This window comes from Sphingobium sp. Ant17, assembly GCF_000588875.1.
Taxonomy (GTDB): domain Bacteria; phylum Pseudomonadota; class Alphaproteobacteria; order Sphingomonadales; family Sphingomonadaceae; genus Sphingobium.
Genome location: NZ_JEMV01000051.1, coordinates 16,399 through 33,575, shown reverse-complemented (window position 1 = coordinate 33,575; position 17,177 = coordinate 16,399). Strand labels below are relative to the sequence as shown.

Below are 17,177 nucleotides of genomic sequence, written 5' to 3'. Positions count from 1 at the left end.
CCTGATAAAAAATGGTAATGAATACAGAATTCCGGCGCAGGCAGCAGTTGCATGATCGGCATGCCAACAAGCTTACCTAACGTCGGATGATGGGGGTGTGAGAAGGCGACGACCCGAATGGGCGAAATGAGCGAACAGATCTGGTTCGGGAAAACCAGTTACGAGGCGTGAGCATCCCAGCTCGAAAACGAGATTTGGACTCGAACCGCAGATCACCATACCGGCCAGCGGCTTCTGAAACGCCGCAACCAAAGGCCTGACAGAAGACCGCACTCGATCACTCGCTCTTCGGATCAGAAACTTCTTGCATCACGGGCGGCAACCACAGAAGCCTTGTTGAGCGGATGGGCGAGCGTCGCCACCATCCGATTGACTACGCCCGTCGGCAGGCGGGTATCGGCGTCCGCGGTCACGACGAACCGAACCTCGCGAAGTGCTTCGATGCGGCCGGCGGTGCGTGAAAAAGGGCTGAGGTCGCCGCGCAGGATATAGCCGTTGAATTGCTCCAGCTTTCCGCGCTTGCGTTCCCATCCCATCCAGACCGACTGGGCGGGATTATAGAGACGCGGCCGGTGCAGCATATGGAAGGGGCCGCTGCCCGCGCTGCCATAGGTGTCGTTGAGGCGCTTCACGCCATTTTCCAGCGCGGCCTCGACATCCGCATCACCAGGATGGCTGTCGCTGTCGGCATCGGCATGGTCGCTCAACAGAACGAACTGCAGCCCTGGATCGGGATTGCCGAGATAGTGGCCTTCCAGCCGCTGGAGGAGCGCCGCCACGTCCGCCGGATGCGCGACAAGCACCGGCATCACGACCGCTGTCCGGCAATCGTCGGCGATCCCCTTCTCGAAATCGAGCTTTGGGAGCACCCGTGGCGACACGAGCAGTGTCGCGACCCAGTTGACGAACGTGACGCTCAGGATGGTAGCCGGCAGCGTGGTGAGCGCGATGCCCAGCAGCCACCCAATTGCGGTCGCCTCGACCAGCGCAAGGTAGAGTGCCGGAACGACAAAGCTGACGAATCCGGCCAGGAACAGCGCCGCCGTATAAAGCGCGGCGGGATAACGCAGGAGCCTGCGGCCGATCGATTCCAGCGCCAACGGCCGCACGTCGATCGCATCCTCGAACGCCGGCCGGCCGTCGCCGACCAGCCAGTAGCCAACATGATCGGCCGGCACATCGTCATTGGCCCGGCATTGAACGAGCAGGCGTTCGGCGACATCCAACTCTGGCAGGCCGCCATGGTCCGACAACTGCTCGATAGCGTGCCGGTAACGGTCGCGCGTGTCGAAATCCATGTGCGGATAGACCTCGGCAGGGTCGAGCCGCAGGATCGCCTCGACGCGGCTTGTCCGGTCGAAAAAGTCCTTCCACTGGATCGTCGAGATCACCGCGAGGTTTGCGATCGCGCGCGAGACGCATTCGGTGTCGTCCGCTGCGGCGGATTTGGCGGCATCGGGCCCCACCTCGAACGGCGGCGCCACATCCGGGAATATGCGTCCGAAGCCTGTTACCAGAAGCTCGAGGCAGGCCAGGCGAAGCATGGCCGGAAATGCCCAGAGCTCGGCAATGCTCAGAGGCTCTTCATCCTGATAGCGTTCGATGAACGGAATCGCGGTATTGAGAGATATCTGCAGATGCGACGCGTGGAGCAGCCCATGGGCCAGGGCATAGATGCGAGGCAGGCCCTTCGCCGCTTCACCCGCGAGGCCGGGCAGGCGCCGGTAGAACGGGGCCGGCATATCCTCCTTGATCTGAAGGATTGCGCGTTGAACGTGATAATCGTTGTCGAGCAGCCATTCGGCCGCCGAGCTGCTTTGCGGCTCCGCGGCGCCAGCGGCGATCCGGGCCATACTCAGCCATGCACGCAATGCCGGCAACTGCGACCAGGTTGTCAGCGGTGCCGCTCTGCGGGCCAAGCCCACAAGACGGTGACGGCGCGCAAGCTCGTGCGCAGCGGCGACTATCGGGTCCGCATCCTCGACATCCGCCATTCTCAGACCGGACCTACGGCCGGGAGGCGCGCATTCTGGACATTCGTCAGCACCATCGGCTCCACTGCAGTCACGGATGGACGAACGATCAGCATCGGCACGGGCGAATGGGTCATGAGGTAGGCGGCGACGCTGCCATAGGGAACATCCATGTGATGGCGGCCGCCATGGCCGCGCGCCGACAGCACGACGAGGTCGGCCGCTTCGGCGCGGATCAACCCGGCCAGAGCAGCGCGAACATCCTCGCTGCGCATCGAGATCGCCCGAACTGTCAGCCCCATGGCCGCCACATATGTCCGAACATGGTCGAGATAGGCGCGCGCCGTCGCTTCATTTCGTTCGACAACATGCCGTTGGAGTTCGAGATCGCGAGGCTCGAGGGGCCTGGTTTCAGTGAGTTCCGGCGTCGGGACGACGTGCGCGAGGATCAGTTCCGCTTGCGCCGATTTCGCAAGCCGCGCCGCAAGCGGGATGACGCTTTCGGCCCAGGTCGATCCATCCACGGGCACAAGGATGCGCCGATAGCTCGGCGCCGGCGCGGCGGAGGCCGCGATCGGGACCAGCAGGATCGAACCGGGCGCCCGATCGAGAACATTGTGGGCCGTGCCGCCAATGCCTTTCTGGCTTGCGCCATTCTCGCCCTGGGTGCCAAGCACGAGAAGGCAATCGGGCTGTCCGCAGGTGAATCTGCAGATTTCCTCGGCAGTCGCGCCTTCTGCAAGTTTGATCTCGGCGATGGTAGTCGAGGGCTCGGGAGCGGCTGCCAGTTTCCCCAGAGTGCGTCTCGCCTCGTGCCGGCGAAGATCCCATTCGATCGGGTCAGGCCGCATCTCCTTTGCCGGCTGGCCTTCCAGCACCTGCAGCAGCGTTACCGGAACCTCGAGCGCCTGGGCGATCGCAAATGCATGCGAAACGACGCCGGCCGCGTGCTCGGATCGATCCAGGCACGCGACGACGTGACAGGTCCCCGCTTGCGTGTCGGCGCGGACTGGGAAGAGTGCGTTCGATGTCGACATATTCCGGCCTCCTGTTGTCTTGCGCGGCATTTTTCCGTGCGCCCTAACACAGCGCCACCACGCCCAGCGCCAGGCGTTCGAGGACAAGCCCGAAGCTTGTTGCGACGCCGCAATTTCTGATGGCGGCCACGGTGACCGATCCGGAAGAGACTCGAAATAAGTGTATCTACGGAGTCATGGCGCGTGCCGTCCGCCTCGAACAGCACGACTCGCCAGTCCCGATGAGGCGTGAAAGCAATCTGTCCAACTGCCACTCCTGATCGAAGGACCCAAGGACGGCCAACGGCTCAATCCGCGCAAGCGGCTTTCCCGGATCGCGGGTCAACAATGCTGCCGAAAATCCGATTCTCAGTTCGTATGCCGCACACGTCCGCTCAGCATCCCGTCAATAGAATTGGATCATGTGCGGAGCGCCTGCTGTGCTTGGGCGCCACCGGATATTCTCACGGAGCGGCTAATGCGCCAGCAGCAACGGAACGGACGTGTCGGACAGGAGGTCGCGGGTCACCCCGCCGAGCACCGTCTCACGCAGCCGAGAGTGCCCGTAGGCTCCCATAACGAGAGAAGATGCCGCCAGTTCTCCCGCTGCGTCCAAAAGCGTCTGCGCGATCGTGCACCCCTCTTGGGGCCATTCGTGCAACTGAGAACCTATGCCATGCCGGGCGAGATATCGGCTCGCGTCCATCGGTGGAAAATCGTTGTTATCGCTTGAGATGTTGACGATGTGGACTTCGCTCGCCACCCGCAGGAAGGAAAGCGTCAGACGCAGGCTGTGCGCGGCTTCGATCGATCCGTTCCAGGCCATGACGACCGGCCCGCTGGCGTTGAAGCTGGTCGTGCCCGGGGGCACGACCAGCACCGCGCGCGCGCGTGAATGGCCACGTCGGCGACGATCGGCAGAGGCTCCGGCGTGTCATCCTGCCCCTTGTACTGGCGGCTCAAGATCAGGACGTCGGCCAGGCGCCCGCGGCTCACCAGCGCATCGGCGGCATTTCCATCGGCATGCTCCCAATCCCAGGAGATATCCTCGCTTTTCAGTCGCTGCTCGATGCGTTCTCGCTCCTCATCGTCGCGCGCCTGAAGGGCCTCAAGCAGTTGCGAAGAGGCATAAAGGCCGCCGAAGGGGTCGCCGACGACATAGCTGTTGAACGGAGTGACCTGGACGCAGGTGATATGTGACTGGTGGGCGCGCGCAAGGTCCAGCGCCACGGCAAGCCGCTCCGTCTGTCCGTGATCGTCATGGATATGCAGAAGTATCGATTTCACCACGCCCTCCTCGTTTTCGCTACGATCCCGTTTGAAATCGCACGCTAGAGGTTAGGGCGGCGCGGATAACTAGGGGATAATACCAATCCCGGGACGGTGCCGATCACATCATTCTCGCGTGCGACGGGTCCAGATACGGATCGTTGTCCGCAGGATCGACATGACAGATTATCGAGGATCAAATGCGATGCGTTCGGCCGGCACATACGCCTCAGCTACGCGAACCATGCCGTGTTTGAGCTTGGCGATATATCCGATTTCGCGAACCTCGACGCGTTTGGGTCGCAGCATAGGGATGGCCATGATGTCGGCATTGCTCCTTGGCATGCTGTCCGTGCCGCTGTCCGCGCAGCAACCGACGCTGGATACGAGTTCGGTCCTTGAGACGGTCGAGCGGCTAAAGCCGGGGGAATATATCTGGGCGCCTGATATTGCTCCCGCCGGCCCCGTGCTGATCATCATCAGCCTCGCCAACCAGCGGGCCGTCACCTACCGAAACGGCGTGCCGATCGGCGTCTCCACGGTCTCGACTGGAAAGCCCGGACATGAGACACCAACGGGGCTGTTCACGATCCTGCAAAAGCATGTCGACCACAAGTCCAACCTCTACGACGATGCGCCGATGCCCTATATGCAGCGCCTGACTTGGGGCGGCGTAGCTCTGCACGGCGGCAATCTACCTGGCTATCCCGCGTCGCATGGCTGCATCCGCCTGCCGCTGGGCTTCGCCAGGCTTCTCTATGGCGTCACCCGCCTCGGCTTGACCGTCGTCATCACGAAAGAGGCGGCAGTGCCGCGTGTCGCGCCGGTACCCGATCCCATGCGGCCGACCGCCTCCGACATCGACGACGCTCCACCTTCCGGGCCGTTCACATGGCGTCCCGAACTGTCACCCTCGGGATCTGTATCCATCGTGATCAGCACCGCGGATCGACGAATGATCGTGCTCCGCAACGGCCGCCAGATCGGATCCGCACCCATAGCACCCGACACCGCCGTCGACCGAACGACGGCTTATACGCTGCGCGCTATCGATGAAACCGGGTTTCACTGGCTGCACATCCCGTTGTCCGGCGAGGCATCGCCGGCGCAGCAGACGGCGCCATCCGAGGATCGGAACCGATTGCGCGTCGCCGAGGAGTTCCGGCGTTCCGTCGCAGCGATCCTGACCGAGGGCGCAACGGTGCTGGTTACCAACGACAGTCTCGCAAGGAGTGAAACCGGCCGGCGGCTCACAGTTATAACCGGCGAAGACGAATAGCGGGCGCGGACAAAGGCTGCGGCCAACATGCCTACCGGCATGAGGTGAGGCGTTTCCGTCAGCAGAGACCCAGTTTGGCGGACGCCACCGCAGCCACCTCGTCCAGCGATCCGTCCGCATGGACCCTATGCCACGAGCCGAGATCGCCGATTTCCAGCTGGGATTGGGCCTGCGCGACTGCAACATCGGCATCCGACGCGTCGCGCCGCGCGTCCCGACCCGGCTGAGCCGCGCGGTTGCCGCCGCTTCTAACCAGAGACCATCGAAGGGAACACCCGACTGCCGCCCGACCGCCTCGATCCTCTCGCGCTCGACACGCTGCGCGAACACCGCATCGGCCACGACGGATTGACCGAGCGCAAGCGCCGATGCGGCCATCCTGTCAGTTGTCTCATAGACCCGGGCGGCGGCCTGCGCCGAATAGCTGCCGCGGGGAAGCCTTGCCTCGGGAGACAGCCCCGCGAGGCGCTTGCGCAGTACATCGTTCCGAAGGATCCTGGCACCGGGCGCGCGTCCGATCGCGCCGCCGAGCCGACGTGCGAGACTGGACTTGCCGGTTCCCGAGAGTCCGCCGATCGCTACCAGCCGCGGGGGAGCGGGCACCAGCATGGCGAGCGCAAGTTCGAGATAGGATCGCGCATTCTGCGCGAGCGCCCTGTCTTCAGGAGCACGCAGGCTCTGCGCTGCCAGCACATGCGCGCGGATCGCGGCGCGAACCGACAGGAACAAGGGCAGCAGCCCGATCCCGCTCTCATCCGCCGGCGACAGATCGAGATAGCGGTTGAAGACGATGTTCGCCTCGGTGCGGAGGTTGCGATGCCAGAGATCCATCAGGAGAAAGGCGAGATCGTAGAGGACATCGATCGTGGCCAGTTCGACGCTGAATTCCAGGCAGTCGAACAAGGTCGGCTCGCCGTCGATCAGGGCGATGTTGGCGAGATGGAGATCGCCATGACCATGTCTAACCCGGCCTTCCCGCGCTCGGGCATCGAGCAGCGGTGCCATATCATCGGTCATCTGGAGCAGGCTGTCGCCGAGATGCTTCGCCTTGTCCGGGTCGAGGATATCGGGAAAGGCCCCCATGCTGGCAATATTGCCGTCTACGACGCGGCGGAACGATATCGCACCCGCGTGAGCCCGATCAGCCTCCGCTGCCGAGTGAAAAGCGCCTATGTGGTCCGCCAGCCGCATCAGCAGGCGCTCATCGAGCTGGCCGTGATCGGCGATATGGATGAGCAGCGCATCATCGGGGAAGCGTCGCATCTCGAGCAGCCAGTCGACCACGTCACCGGCGCGTCGATCGCCAGTCGACCGCCGGCTTCCCGCGTGATCGGATGAAGCGCGAGATATAGATCGGGCGCGGTTCGGCGGTTGAGGCGAAGCTCCGCCTCGAGCGCGGCATGGCGCTTGTCGAAGGTCGAGAAATCAAGATAGCCGAACCGGACCGCGCGCTTGAGCTTCCAGGCGCGGTCGCCGACAAGGAAAATACTTGCGCAGTGGGTATCGATGCGCGTGGGGCGCGTTCGCTCGAAGGCGTGACCCTGGTCGAGGAAGGCGACGACATCGGCTTGGTCGTCCGGCGTGCCGGGGCCAGGCGATGTCGTCGCCATTGGCTCAGGCCTTCTCGATCGCGATCTTGCGCGTGCGTGCCGCCGCATTCTCGTCCTTGGCCAGCGTCACTGTCAGGACTCCGTCCTTGAACTGCGCCTTGATACCTTCGGCATCGACATCGGCGGGAAGCGAAATCTGGCGCCGGAAGGAACCATAGCGGCGCTCGTTGAGCAGGAAGCCCTTCTCCTTGCGCTCTTCCTCTTCCTTCTTTTCGCCCGAGATGCTGAGCACGCCATCGGCGACGTTGATCTCCACATCCTTTTCATCGAGCCCGGGAAGCTCCGCGGTAAGACGATAGGCCTTCTCGTCATCGACCAGCTCGAGCGCCGGCACGATTGCCAAGGCGCCGCGCGGAGCGAAGTGGAAAAGGCTGCGGCCGGAGCTGCCGAAATCGTCGAACAGGCGGTCGATCTCCGATCGCAGCCAGCCGACCGGCTCGCTGATCTGGGTTGCGAGATCGCGCAACGATGACGCCGGACGCGTTTTGGTCACTGGAACATTGGTCACACCGTTCATCTTGCTTCTCCTAAGGTTAAAGATGGTCGATCCCGTGACGAGGGAAAGACCTTTCGTCAGGCGAACAGGGCATGTTCGCCTTCAGCCTCGATCGGTTCGGGAACCACGAGCTGGTCATGCTCGTCGTGATGGGCGCGATGGTGCGGATGCGGCATATGTGGCCAAAGTGTCTCCACGCCCGCATTCCACCAACTCGTGTAGAGCGTCAGCGGCAACTGCCACAGGCGTTGGGCGGCAAGCATCGCCGCTGCTGCGTCGGGACCACCGGACGGCCAGCTCGCCCGGATGGTGCTCTTGTCACTCATGATGACCTCCTTCGCCGAGTCTTGTTGAGGATAAAGGCGGTCCATCGGCGCCTATATTGGGGAGTTTACCTAGCCGATCGTCTTCGGGCGCCGTCCTGCGGCCGCACTCGGCTGAAATTTGTCGCTTGGCCAAGGAGTCGAGCCCCGGCCTGCAGGGATGATGGCATACCCTGGTCCCTCCGGGACAATACGGATTCTGTGGCAGCGCCAGGCAACAGACAAGGGACGTTGCAGGGATTCCCCGATGCGCGGTCAATCCATTGGCGACCCTGCGATGAACTTGCCGATGGTCCCCGGCTTATGGCCGTCGATGAGCTGCGACCCACCTGGGACGGTTATTTTACGAGCCAAGGAGAGCTGAGATGAAGAGCGACAGTCAATTGCAGCGTGACGTGATGGCGGAGCTGGAGTGGGAGCCGAGCGTCGATCATGCGGATATCGGGGTGGCGGTGACCGACGGCGTGGTGACGCTGTCGGGTTTCGTGAAGAGCTATGCCGAGAAGCTGGCGGCGGAAAAGGCGGCACGGCGCGTAGCTGGCGTGAAGGCGCTCGCCGAGGAGATCAAGGTGCGCTTCGCCTCCGATCCGAAGACGGCCGATCATGAAATCGCCAAGCGCATCCTCGACATGTTCTCCTGGAACGTCTCGATCCCCGACGACAAGATCGCGGTGAAGGTCGAGCATGGCTGGGTGACGCTGAGCGGCACGGTCGACTGGCACTACCAGAGCGACGAGGCCCGGAAGGTCGTCGGCAAGGTCAACGGCGTCGTCGGCGTCGGCAATCTGATCGAGGTGCGCAAGCTGCCGACGTCGGGCGATATCAAGGACCGGATCATGGCGGCGTTCAAGCGCAATGCCGATCTCGATGCGGCATCGGTGACGGTGTTCACCGATGGCGGCAAGGTCACGCTGGGCGGCAAGGTCAAGGCGTGGAACGAGCGCCAGATCGCCGAGCGTGCGGCTTGGGCCGCTCCCGGCGTCACCACGGTCGACGACAATATCATCGTCGCTTTCTGACCTTCGCAGCGAGCACACGAGCAGACGGCCGTCGGGATATCCCGGCGGCCAGCTTCGATAATCGCTCAAGATGAACGTGAAGTCCGCGCCTGTCCGTTCCTGGCGATCCTTCCTCTTCGCATTTTATGCAGGAAGCCCGGCCGGCGAGCACATCGACCCGGTTACATTATCTGTGGGTTGGCATTCGATTTCTATGTCGCCTACCGGCGATCGACGCATGTGGGCTAGACTTTGAGGTGCCCGCCGTCGAGGACGCTCGCGTGGCTATCGATACCAACGGCTCTCCTCAGACGGTATGAACAAAACCGGCGTGGAACTGGCCAAGATCCACAGGCCAGAAGTAGCCACTCCGAGCGCGCGCCACGAGGACCGCGGACAATCAAGCGAGAAGCTCCCTGGGCATCACGCGCCGAAATTTCGACAGCGATTAGAGCCGCTGACTGGCTATTCGGTCTGGGAGTTCTATTACCGGGAATGCGCCATGATCGTGGATGCCCGCGCATCGATTTGGGGATGGTCTTGCCGTGTGCTGAAGACCGCCGACAAACGAGGTAGGGGGTCAGCCCCAGTCGCCATCGACACCATGATCTGGCTCGCAACCACGCCGCACAGCATGATTATACCAATCCGCAAACGGTTGGTGCCGTCGGGCAGGTTTCGGCGTGTTTGGATGGACCGGTTCATCAGGGACTCCTGGGTTTAATCTTTGTCCGGGGTCTGGCCGGAGAACGTCGGAGTCGTACGCAGCGAACGACCTGTTCGGCATCCGGAAGTCTACGCAGTGGCGCACCGCGAACTCTTCCTCCGTATCCTCACGTAATGATTGTCGCGAACGTGACCGCCATTGTTCGGCTACGACTCCGCCTCGATGGCGGGCATGCGCTGGAGATTCATATGAAGAATGTTCTGCTGTTGATTCACGATGACGCCGGTGAAGAGGCTCGCTTCCAGGCCGCGCTCGATCTTGTCCGCGCGACCAACGGGCATCTCACATGCCTCGACATTGTCCAGGCGCCAATCCTGGTCGGCGCAGACTATATGATGGCCGATGCCGAAGTCGCCCTGCTCGCCGACGCGCGCAACCGGGAAGCGGTTAATCGCGACCGGATCGAGGCGCGCCTTTCAGTCGAGGACATCGCATGGGACTGGGCTGACGCGACCGGCGACATTGCCGGTCTGCTGGAAGCCGAGGCGGAGCTCGCCGACATCATCGTGCTCAACACTATGTTCGCCGATCATGAGCCTCCCGACATGCGGGCGATCGTTTCCGACGTCGTTATGCGCGCCGGAAAGCCAATCCTCGCGGTTCCACAACAGTTCCGCAGCCTCGATGCCAATGGACAGGCGCTGGTCGCCTGGAACGGTGCTCCCGCTGTCGCCGAGACGCTTCGCGCGGTCACGCCGCTCCTCGCCCTCACGAAAGGCGTGACGATCGTGGAGATCGGCAAGACCGATGGACCGCCTGCGGAAGAGGCCGCCGCCTATCTCTCACGCCATGGCATCCATGCCCGCATCGACCGTGATGTTCCGCTGGAATGGACGGTGGCGGATGCGCTTCTCACCGCCTGTCGGGACCGGCAACCAGCCTACTGCATTATCGGCGCCTATGGCCATTCACGCCTGCGCGAGCGGCTGATCGGCGGCGTGACCCGGCGGATGCTCGCCGAGAGTCCGGTGCCGCTCCTTCTTGGGCATTGACAGTGGGCCAGACCTGACAAGGAGATCCGCATGCCGAACGCAGCGCTACACGACCGTATCGGCCGGGAGGCACCGGCGGCGCTGATCGAAGCGCTGCGCCGCCACGCCGAACCGCTGCCGTCGCCCGAGCGGATCGACGAGTTCGGCAGCTTCTTCGATCGCTTCGGCGATGCGCGGATCGTCCTGTTGGGCGAGGCAACCCACGGTACGTCCGAATTCTATCGTGCGCGAGCAGCAATCACCCGCCGCCTGGTCGAGCGTCACGGATTTACCGTCGTGGCAGTCGAAGCCGACTGGCCGGACGCCGCGCAGATCGACGATTATGTCCGGCATCAAGCACCGCGCCCCCGACGCGGCGACAGCTTCGTGCGCTTTCCGACCTGGATGTGGCGCAATGTCGAGGTGCTGGAATTTGCCGACTGGATGCGGGGGCATAATGCATCGCTTGACGAAGATTGCCGCGCGTCATTCCATGGTCTGGATGTCTACAGCCTCAGCGAGTCGATCCACGCAGTGCTCGCCTATCTCGACACGGTCGATCCCGAGGCCGCCGGGAATGCGCGCCGGCGCTATGGGTGCCTGACACCATGGCAGGATGAACCGGCGCATTATGGCCGCGCCGTGGTTCATGGCGGCCGTCCGAGTTGCGAGGATCGCGCGGTCGCACAGCTTCATGAACTTCTGACCCATCGGCTCGAATATTTGCACGGAGACGGCGAAGCCTGGTTCGACGCGGTACAAAACGCGCGTATCGTGCGCGCTGCCGAGCGCTATTACCGTGCCATGTACCGCAGCTCGACCGAGAGCTGGAACCTGCGTGACCGGCATATGTTCGAAACGTTGCAGGCGCTGCTCGCCCATCGCGGCGATGGTGCCAAGGCTGTCGTCTGGGCGCATAACAGCCATGTCGGCAACGCCGCCGCGACCGCGATGGGCTGGCAGGGCGAATTCAACATCGGTGAGCTCTGCCGCATGGCCTATGGCGAGGAAGCGGTGTCGATCGGCTTTGGCACCGATACCGGCACGGTCGCCGCCGCCAGCGACTGGGGCGCCGACATGCAGATCAAGACCGTGCGGCCGGCACGTGCCGACAGCTACGAGCATGCGTTTCGGTCCACGGGACTGGCGCGGACGCTGACCGATTGGCGGAGGAAGCCCAATCTCGCCGGGCTGCTGCGCGAGCCCCTGCTCGAGCGCGCCATAGGCGTCGTGTACCGCCCGGAAACCGAGCGCCTCAGCCATTATTTCGAGGCGGTCCTGGCTGAGCAGTTCGATGCCTGGGTCTGGTTTGAGCAAACGACCGCGGTGACCCCGCTGGGACATGAGCATCCCCATGGCGCGCCCGAAACCTGGCCCTTCGGACTGTGACGATGATCGCCCTCGCCGCCCACGATCCGGTTCCCGTCACCGTTCAGCCCGATGGGCTCAAGGGGCTGCTGGGCGTGCCCGTCGCTGCCAAGGGGATCGTCATCTTCGCCCATGGCAGCGGCAGCGGACGGCTCAGCCCGCGTAACACTCATGTCGCGCAAGGCTTACGCGACGCGGGGCTTGCGACATTGCTGATTGATCTGCTGACTCCGGCCGAGGAGCAGGACCGCGTCAATGTGTTCGACATTCCGTTATTGGCGTCCCGGCTGAAGGCCGCCACCGGGTGGGTGAGATTGCTGCCAGGAATGGCGGCGCTGCCGGTGGGCTATTTCGGCGCGAGCACGGGCGCGGGCGCGGCTCTGCTGGCCGCGTCCGGCCCCGACGCACGCATTGCCGCCATTGTCTCGCGCGGTGGCCGGCCGGATCTGGCGGGTTCGGCCGCGCTCGCGCATGTCCGCGCGCCAACGCTGCTGATCGTGGGCAGCCGGGACCTGCCGGTGATCGAGCTGAACCGGATCGCGCAACGCCATCTTCATGCCGAGAACGAGCTGCTGATCGTACCGGGAGCGACGCACCTGTTCGAAGAGCCAGGCACGCTCGACGCAGTGATCGACCACGCCGCGCGATGGTTCCGGCAACATTTCCAGGAGGCTTGACCATGGCCAGCCATAAACCTGAGTTTCACGATAGGCGCGAGGCCGGCCGGAGACTGGCGATCGTGCTCGCCCCCTTGGCGGGGGCGCATCCACTGGTGCTGGCGCTGCCCCGCGGCGGCGTGCCGGTCGCGTTCGAGGTGGCCAAGGCGCTTGATGCGGAACTGGACCTACTGTTCGTCCGCAAGATCGGCGCGCCGGGCTATGAGGAGTTGGGCATCGGCGCGGTGGTCGATGGTGCCGAACCGCAGCTCGTGCTCAACGAGGACATCGTCCGCCAGCTGGCGCCCAGCCCCGACTATATCAGGGCCGAGATGCGGCGGCAGCTCGCGGAAATCGAGCGACGGCGCTCATCCTATGTCGGCGGTCGCGTCCCGGTGGAGGTGACGGGCCGCACGGTCATCGTGATCGACGATGGGATCGCGACCGGGGGCACGGTGAAGGCTGCCCTCAAAGGACTGCGCAAGAATCGGCCGGCACGCCTTGTCCTTGGCATACCGGTCGCGCCTAGCGACAGCATCGCCGAGATTTCGCCAGAGTGCGATGACATCGTCTGTCTGGCACAGCCCGATCCTTTCTACGCCGTTGGCACACACTATGCCGTGTTCGATCAGACGACGGACGAGGAGGTGGTCCGGCTGGTTCGAGAGGCGACACCTTTCGGTCACTCGCACGGCTCGCCCGGGCGTCCGACCGCCATGCGAGGCGCACGGGGTCCGGCCCCAGGATAAGGAAGAGACGATGCTTATTCCCCACGATACGACGATTCTGGTTGTCGATGGCGGCCACGTGCAGGTGCTTCGCAATCGCGGCACCGACGCCGCGCCCGAACTGGAGCTTCTGCACGAGCAGGCGATGAAGAATCCGCCGAGCCGCGCGATGGCCACGGACGCTCCGGGGCGCAGCTTCGGCAGCGCGGTGCCGACGCGCAGCGCCTATGCCGATGCCGACTATCACCAGCGCCGGGAAGACCGTTTCGGACAGGAGGCGTTGCAGGCGGTGGCATCGCTGGGCAGGCAGGACAGGCCGCTGATCCTTATCGCGCCGCCGCGCATGCTGGGCGTGCTTCGCAGCGACCTCGACCCGACAATGCAGGGTCATATTCTGGCGGAAATTGCCAAGGACTTCGCCCAGCGTGACGCCACCGACATCCTGAAACTGCTCCGATCGCATCAGATCTGAAAGGCTGCCACCAGACCTTATGGCGGCCACAGCGTCCAGGGTCGATGCAGCGGCTTGATACGGAAGGTTTTAACGATGCGCCGGCGATCATCTTCGTTGCCAATATCGGTTCCGCGGACGGACAGTCATTCGGGAAACAACACGGTCGTATCTTGTGGACAAGCAGGGGCGATCGGCATAGCCTTTCCTCGCCCGTCCGATCTTGATCGTGAAGAGGGGTCCGCATCGCGCGGCAAACATGGGTTCTCGGCTTCGGTCGGGCGGCCTGCGGAATACAAAACCTTCGGGAAATACGCCGGGCGCGTTTTCCTATGTTTGCGCGCGATCAACCGTCCCGACTGGCGGGACGCGCGGCAGGCACGGGACGGCCAATGACGTATGCCTCATGACCCGCGATGCCTCTTGGCTTGCTCACGCATCGACCGATGCGTTGGCGCCCACTGTTGGCAGGATTGCACTCGGCTGCGAACCCGAACGATGCCTGGCATCGCGGATGTTTTGATGCTTTTCCAAGGCAAGGTTGCCAGATAAAGGTCTCAAAGTGAGACGGAACCTGCGAGGGTCTTGGGCCGATTCGAGGCTATTTTAGAAGGACGGCAGTGGAGTTGCGAAGACGGGCTACGATCTCATTCCAAAAAAGTCCTTCTGTTCTATCGAGTAGCATTTTCTGATGTAGCCAACTGACGAGTTCCGACGCTCGGAATATAATCAAGGTGCAACCAGAGAGGATGGACCAAAGCCAGACGGGATTCCATATGGAAAGTGACGCGCAGGATAGCTCAACTCGGCAGGCCCGCTGGGGCTATGCGATTGGCATCGTGGCCGTTCTCCTCGCCGTACCCGCCGATCTTGCTCTCCGCGCGGGGGGCGTCAACCACAGCCCCTATTTGCTGCTCATCCTTTCGATCATCGTTGCAGCCGCGCTGGGTGGAACGGGCGCCGCAACGGGCGCGGCTATTCTCGCTATTCTGGTCGGGGCCTTGTTTGCCCTATTGCGCCCATTGCCTGGTCTTGAACCCTTCGATCTGCTGCTTTCGCTGCTGGTGGCCGCTGGCATCGCCCTGCTCGACGCTCGCAACGCGTCCTTGCGACGACGGCGTGCAGCCTGGGACAGGAGACGCCAGAACCAGCTCTCGGAGATCGCCGACGAACTTAACCTGCTGATCGACGGAGCACAGGGTTATGCAATCTACATGCTCGATCCCGAAGGCCGCGTCACGATCTGGAACGACGGCGCCGAGCGGCTGAAGGGCTGGAGAGAGCAAGAGGTCGTCGGCCAATATTGCTCGATCTTCTACCCGGCGGACGCGTCCAGGCCGGCAAGCCCGAAGCCGACCTCAAACGCGCGCGCGACGAGGGCAAATTCGAGGAGGAAGACTGGCGGCTCAGGAAGGATGGTTCCGAGTTCCTCGCGCATGTTTCGATCACTGCGCTGCGTGATGAAAGCGGAGCCTTGCGCGGCTTCGGCAAGGTGGTCCGCGATGCAACGGGGGAGCGCGCCGCCGAGAGTGCGCACAAAGCCAGCGCCAGCCATCTCCGCTCGATCCTCTCGACGGTCCCCGATGCGATGATCGTAATCGACGAACACGGCATCATCCTCTCGTTCAGCGCCGCAGCCGAACGGCTGTTTGGTTTTTCAGAGGCTGAGATTCGCGGATCGAACGTGAGCCTGCTCATGCCATCGCCCGATCGTGAACGCCATGACGGCTATCTCGAACGCTATCTCTCAACCGGCGAGCGAAGGATCATCGGGATCGGGCGCGTCGTCATCGGCGCGCGGCGTGACGGCTCGACCTTCCCGATGGAATTGTCGGTGGGCGAAGCATCGGCGAGACCCAGCGTGTCTTCACCGGCTTCATCCGGGATCTGACCGAGCGGCAGGAGACCCAGGAGCGCCTCGACGAACTGCAGTCCAAGCTGATTCATGTCGCCCGGGTGAGCGCCATGGGAACGATGGCCTCGACGCTCGCCCACGAGCTCAACCAGCCGATCACCGCCGTCGCCAATTATGTGGAGGCGGTGCGCGACCTGCTCACCGAAGCCAATCCCGAGGATCTGCCGATGATCCGCGAAGCCCTGGATGATTCGGTTCGAGAGGCCCTGCGCGCAGGACAGATCGTACGGCGGCTGCGCGACTTCGTCGCGCGCGGGGAGGTTGAGAAGACCGTCGAGAACCTTCCCACCCTCATCGGCGAGGCGGCGGCGCTCGGGCTGATGGGCGCTCGGGAGAAGGGCGTCGATGCCCAGTTCGATCTCGCTCCCGACGCTTCGAAAGTGCTCCTCGACAAGGTGCAGATCCAGCAGGTGCTGATCAATCTCCTTCGTAATGCGGTAGAGGCGATGGCGGCATCATCCGAACGGCATCTGTGGATCACCTCCCGCCGTGAGAAAGCAGGCTTCGTTCGAGTGACTGTGGCCGATTCCGGCCCAGGCGTGTCCCCGGACGTTGCGGAACAGCTTTTCACCGCCTTTGTAAGCACGAAAAGCGAGGGTATGGGTCTGGGGCTCTCGATCTGCCGCACCATCGTCGAAGCGAACGGCGGTCGGATATGGCTGGAGGCACGACCCGGCGGCGGGTCCCAATTTCACTTTACGCTCGTCGAAGCCGAGCCGGAGAATGCCAATGACGGATAGACGTATGATCCATATCGTGGATGATGAGGATGCGATCCGGCGATCAGCTGGATTCATGCTCAAGACCTCCGGGTTTTCGGTCGCAACCTATGCTTCGGGCGTCGCCTTTCTTCGCGAGGTGCGCCACGCGGAGCCCGGCTGCATCCTGCTTGACGTGCGTATGCCCGAGATGGACGGTCTTGAGGTGCAGCAAGCGCTTCTCGAACGTGGCGTGGCGATGCCTGTCATCATCCTCACTGGCCATGGCGATATCTCGATCGCGGTGCGCGCCATGAAGGCAGGCGCGGTCGAGTTCATCGAAAAACCCTTCGAAAAGGCGGTGTTGCTGGATGCTATTGGTATCGCTTTCGAACGGCTCGACGACACTGGGAAGCGTGCAGTACGGGCGGCCGACGCTGCCGTGATGATCTCGGCACTGACCGGGCGCGAGCAGGATGTGCTCAAGGGTCTGGCCGAAGGTCTGCCCAACAAGACGATCGCCTATGACCTCGGCATATCGCCCCGAACCGTGGAGGTCCATCGCGCCAATCTGATGACGAAGCTGGGGGTCCGTAGCCTGTCCGACGCGCTGCGCATCGCCTTCGCCGCCAATCTTGGGAACGACGGGTCATAGGACCTCTACGTAGCGACTTGCTGCGGTTTTGCTGCGATTCCTCG

The 17,177-nt window shown here is 63.3% G+C and carries 18 protein-coding genes and 2 pseudogenes; 10 read left to right on the top strand and 10 right to left on the bottom strand.

Going from position 1 to position 17,177, the window contains the following annotated elements; all coding sequences use genetic code 11:
* Positions 1-293 precede the first annotated feature (293 nt).
* The 4 genes from BF95_RS18630 to BF95_RS27525 all read right to left on the bottom strand — a co-directional run bounded on the left by BF95_RS18630 (position 294) and on the right by BF95_RS27525 (position 4,276).
* Positions 294-1,994: a hypothetical protein gene (locus BF95_RS18630; protein ID WP_051520115.1), complete on the bottom strand. Its 1,701-nt coding sequence runs from the start codon at positions 1,992-1,994 to the stop codon at positions 294-296.
* Between the two features lie 2 nt (positions 1,995-1,996).
* The gene (locus BF95_RS25730) at positions 1,997-3,040 is read right to left on the bottom strand and encodes a universal stress protein (RefSeq protein ID WP_081764213.1); all 1,044 of its coding nucleotides are present in this window, start codon (positions 3,038-3,040) and stop codon (positions 1,997-1,999) included.
* Between the two features lie 424 nt (positions 3,041-3,464).
* Complete coding sequence (locus tag BF95_RS25725) at positions 3,465-3,815, bottom strand: universal stress protein (protein WP_152542820.1); 351 nt, start codon at positions 3,813-3,815, stop codon at positions 3,465-3,467.
* On the bottom strand, positions 3,770-4,276 hold the full coding sequence (locus BF95_RS27525; protein ID WP_152542818.1) for a hypothetical protein: 507 nt from the start codon (positions 4,274-4,276) through the stop codon (positions 3,770-3,772). Before BF95_RS27525 ends, BF95_RS25725 begins: the two co-directional genes overlap by 46 nt.
* A 295-nt stretch (positions 4,277-4,571) precedes the next feature.
* Between BF95_RS27525 and BF95_RS18615 the strand changes: the two genes are divergently transcribed.
* Both BF95_RS18615 and BF95_RS29575 read left to right on the top strand, forming a co-directional pair.
* On the top strand, positions 4,572-5,537 hold the full coding sequence (locus BF95_RS18615; protein WP_235209858.1) for a L,D-transpeptidase: 966 nt from the start codon (positions 4,572-4,574) through the stop codon (positions 5,535-5,537).
* Between the two features lie 127 nt (positions 5,538-5,664).
* The gene (locus BF95_RS29575) at positions 5,665-5,889 is read left to right on the top strand and encodes a hypothetical protein (protein WP_043153362.1); all 225 of its coding nucleotides are present in this window, start codon (positions 5,665-5,667) and stop codon (positions 5,887-5,889) included.
* Here the strand turns inward: BF95_RS29575 and BF95_RS30775 are convergent.
* From BF95_RS30775 to BF95_RS18595, 4 genes and pseudogenes are all read right to left on the bottom strand, one after another.
* Positions 5,787-6,146 (bottom strand): annotated as a pseudogene (locus tag BF95_RS30775) (AAA family ATPase); the annotation flags it as partial. The gene BF95_RS29575 and the pseudogene BF95_RS30775 sit on opposite strands and share 103 nt — an antisense overlap.
* 581 nt (positions 6,147-6,727) lie before the next feature.
* A complete protein-coding gene (locus tag BF95_RS29565; RefSeq protein ID WP_235209857.1) occupies positions 6,728-7,147 on the bottom strand; it encodes a hypothetical protein in 420 nt (139 codons plus the stop codon).
* Between the two features lie 4 nt (positions 7,148-7,151).
* A complete protein-coding gene (locus tag BF95_RS18600) occupies positions 7,152-7,664 on the bottom strand; it encodes an Hsp20/alpha crystallin family protein (RefSeq protein WP_043153356.1) in 513 nt (170 codons plus the stop codon).
* A 56-nt stretch (positions 7,665-7,720) separates the two neighbouring features.
* Positions 7,721-7,969 carry a hypothetical protein gene (locus tag BF95_RS18595; protein WP_152542816.1) on the bottom strand — a complete coding sequence of 83 codons (249 nt, stop codon included), beginning with the start codon at positions 7,967-7,969 and terminating at the stop codon, positions 7,721-7,723.
* 362 nt (positions 7,970-8,331) lie between these two features.
* Between BF95_RS18595 and BF95_RS18590 the strand changes: the two genes are divergently transcribed.
* A complete protein-coding gene (locus BF95_RS18590) occupies positions 8,332-8,985 on the top strand; it encodes a BON domain-containing protein (protein WP_043153350.1) in 654 nt (217 codons plus the stop codon).
* Positions 8,986-9,450: 465 nt separating this feature from the next.
* Here BF95_RS18590 and BF95_RS27520 read toward each other — a convergent pair whose 3' ends face one another.
* A complete protein-coding gene (locus BF95_RS27520; RefSeq protein WP_152542814.1) occupies positions 9,451-9,669 on the bottom strand; it encodes a hypothetical protein in 219 nt (72 codons plus the stop codon).
* A gap of 210 nt (positions 9,670-9,879) precedes the next feature.
* Between BF95_RS27520 and BF95_RS18580 the strand changes: the two genes are divergently transcribed.
* Genes BF95_RS18580 through BF95_RS18560 form a run of 5 tightly spaced genes read left to right on the top strand, consistent with a single transcriptional unit; the run spans position 9,880 to position 13,886 of the window.
* Entirely contained in the window at positions 9,880-10,683 is an 804-nt protein-coding gene (locus BF95_RS18580) for a universal stress protein (protein ID WP_043153384.1), read from the top strand.
* A gap of 30 nt (positions 10,684-10,713) precedes the next feature.
* Entirely contained in the window at positions 10,714-12,051 is a 1,338-nt protein-coding gene (locus BF95_RS18575; RefSeq protein WP_051520112.1) for an erythromycin esterase family protein, read from the top strand.
* Positions 12,052-12,053: 2 nt separating this feature from the next.
* Positions 12,054-12,707 carry a dienelactone hydrolase family protein gene (locus tag BF95_RS18570; RefSeq protein ID WP_043153344.1) on the top strand — a complete coding sequence of 218 codons (654 nt, stop codon included), beginning with the start codon at positions 12,054-12,056 and terminating at the stop codon, positions 12,705-12,707.
* A 2-nt stretch (positions 12,708-12,709) separates the two neighbouring features.
* Positions 12,710-13,435: a phosphoribosyltransferase gene (locus tag BF95_RS18565; RefSeq protein WP_051520111.1), complete on the top strand. Its 726-nt coding sequence runs from the start codon at positions 12,710-12,712 to the stop codon at positions 13,433-13,435.
* Between the two features lie 10 nt (positions 13,436-13,445).
* Positions 13,446-13,886: a baeRF12 domain-containing protein gene (locus tag BF95_RS18560; RefSeq protein ID WP_051520110.1), complete on the top strand. Its 441-nt coding sequence runs from the start codon at positions 13,446-13,448 to the stop codon at positions 13,884-13,886.
* A gap of 989 nt (positions 13,887-14,875) precedes the next feature.
* Here BF95_RS18560 and BF95_RS29560 read toward each other — a convergent pair.
* Positions 14,876-15,166, bottom strand: coding sequence for a hypothetical protein (locus tag BF95_RS29560; protein WP_235209859.1), 291 nt, complete (start codon positions 15,164-15,166; stop codon positions 14,876-14,878).
* On the opposite strand from BF95_RS29560, the pseudogene BF95_RS18555 reads away from it, so the two are divergent.
* A pseudogene (locus tag BF95_RS18555) lies at positions 15,047-16,520 on the top strand (PAS domain-containing sensor histidine kinase). The gene BF95_RS29560 and the pseudogene BF95_RS18555 sit on opposite strands and share 120 nt — an antisense overlap.
* Positions 16,510-17,133 carry a response regulator transcription factor gene (locus tag BF95_RS18550; protein WP_043153341.1) on the top strand — a complete coding sequence of 208 codons (624 nt, stop codon included), beginning with the start codon at positions 16,510-16,512 and terminating at the stop codon, positions 17,131-17,133. Before BF95_RS18555 ends, BF95_RS18550 begins: the two are co-directional and overlap by 11 nt.
* Positions 17,134-17,177 lie beyond the last annotated feature (44 nt).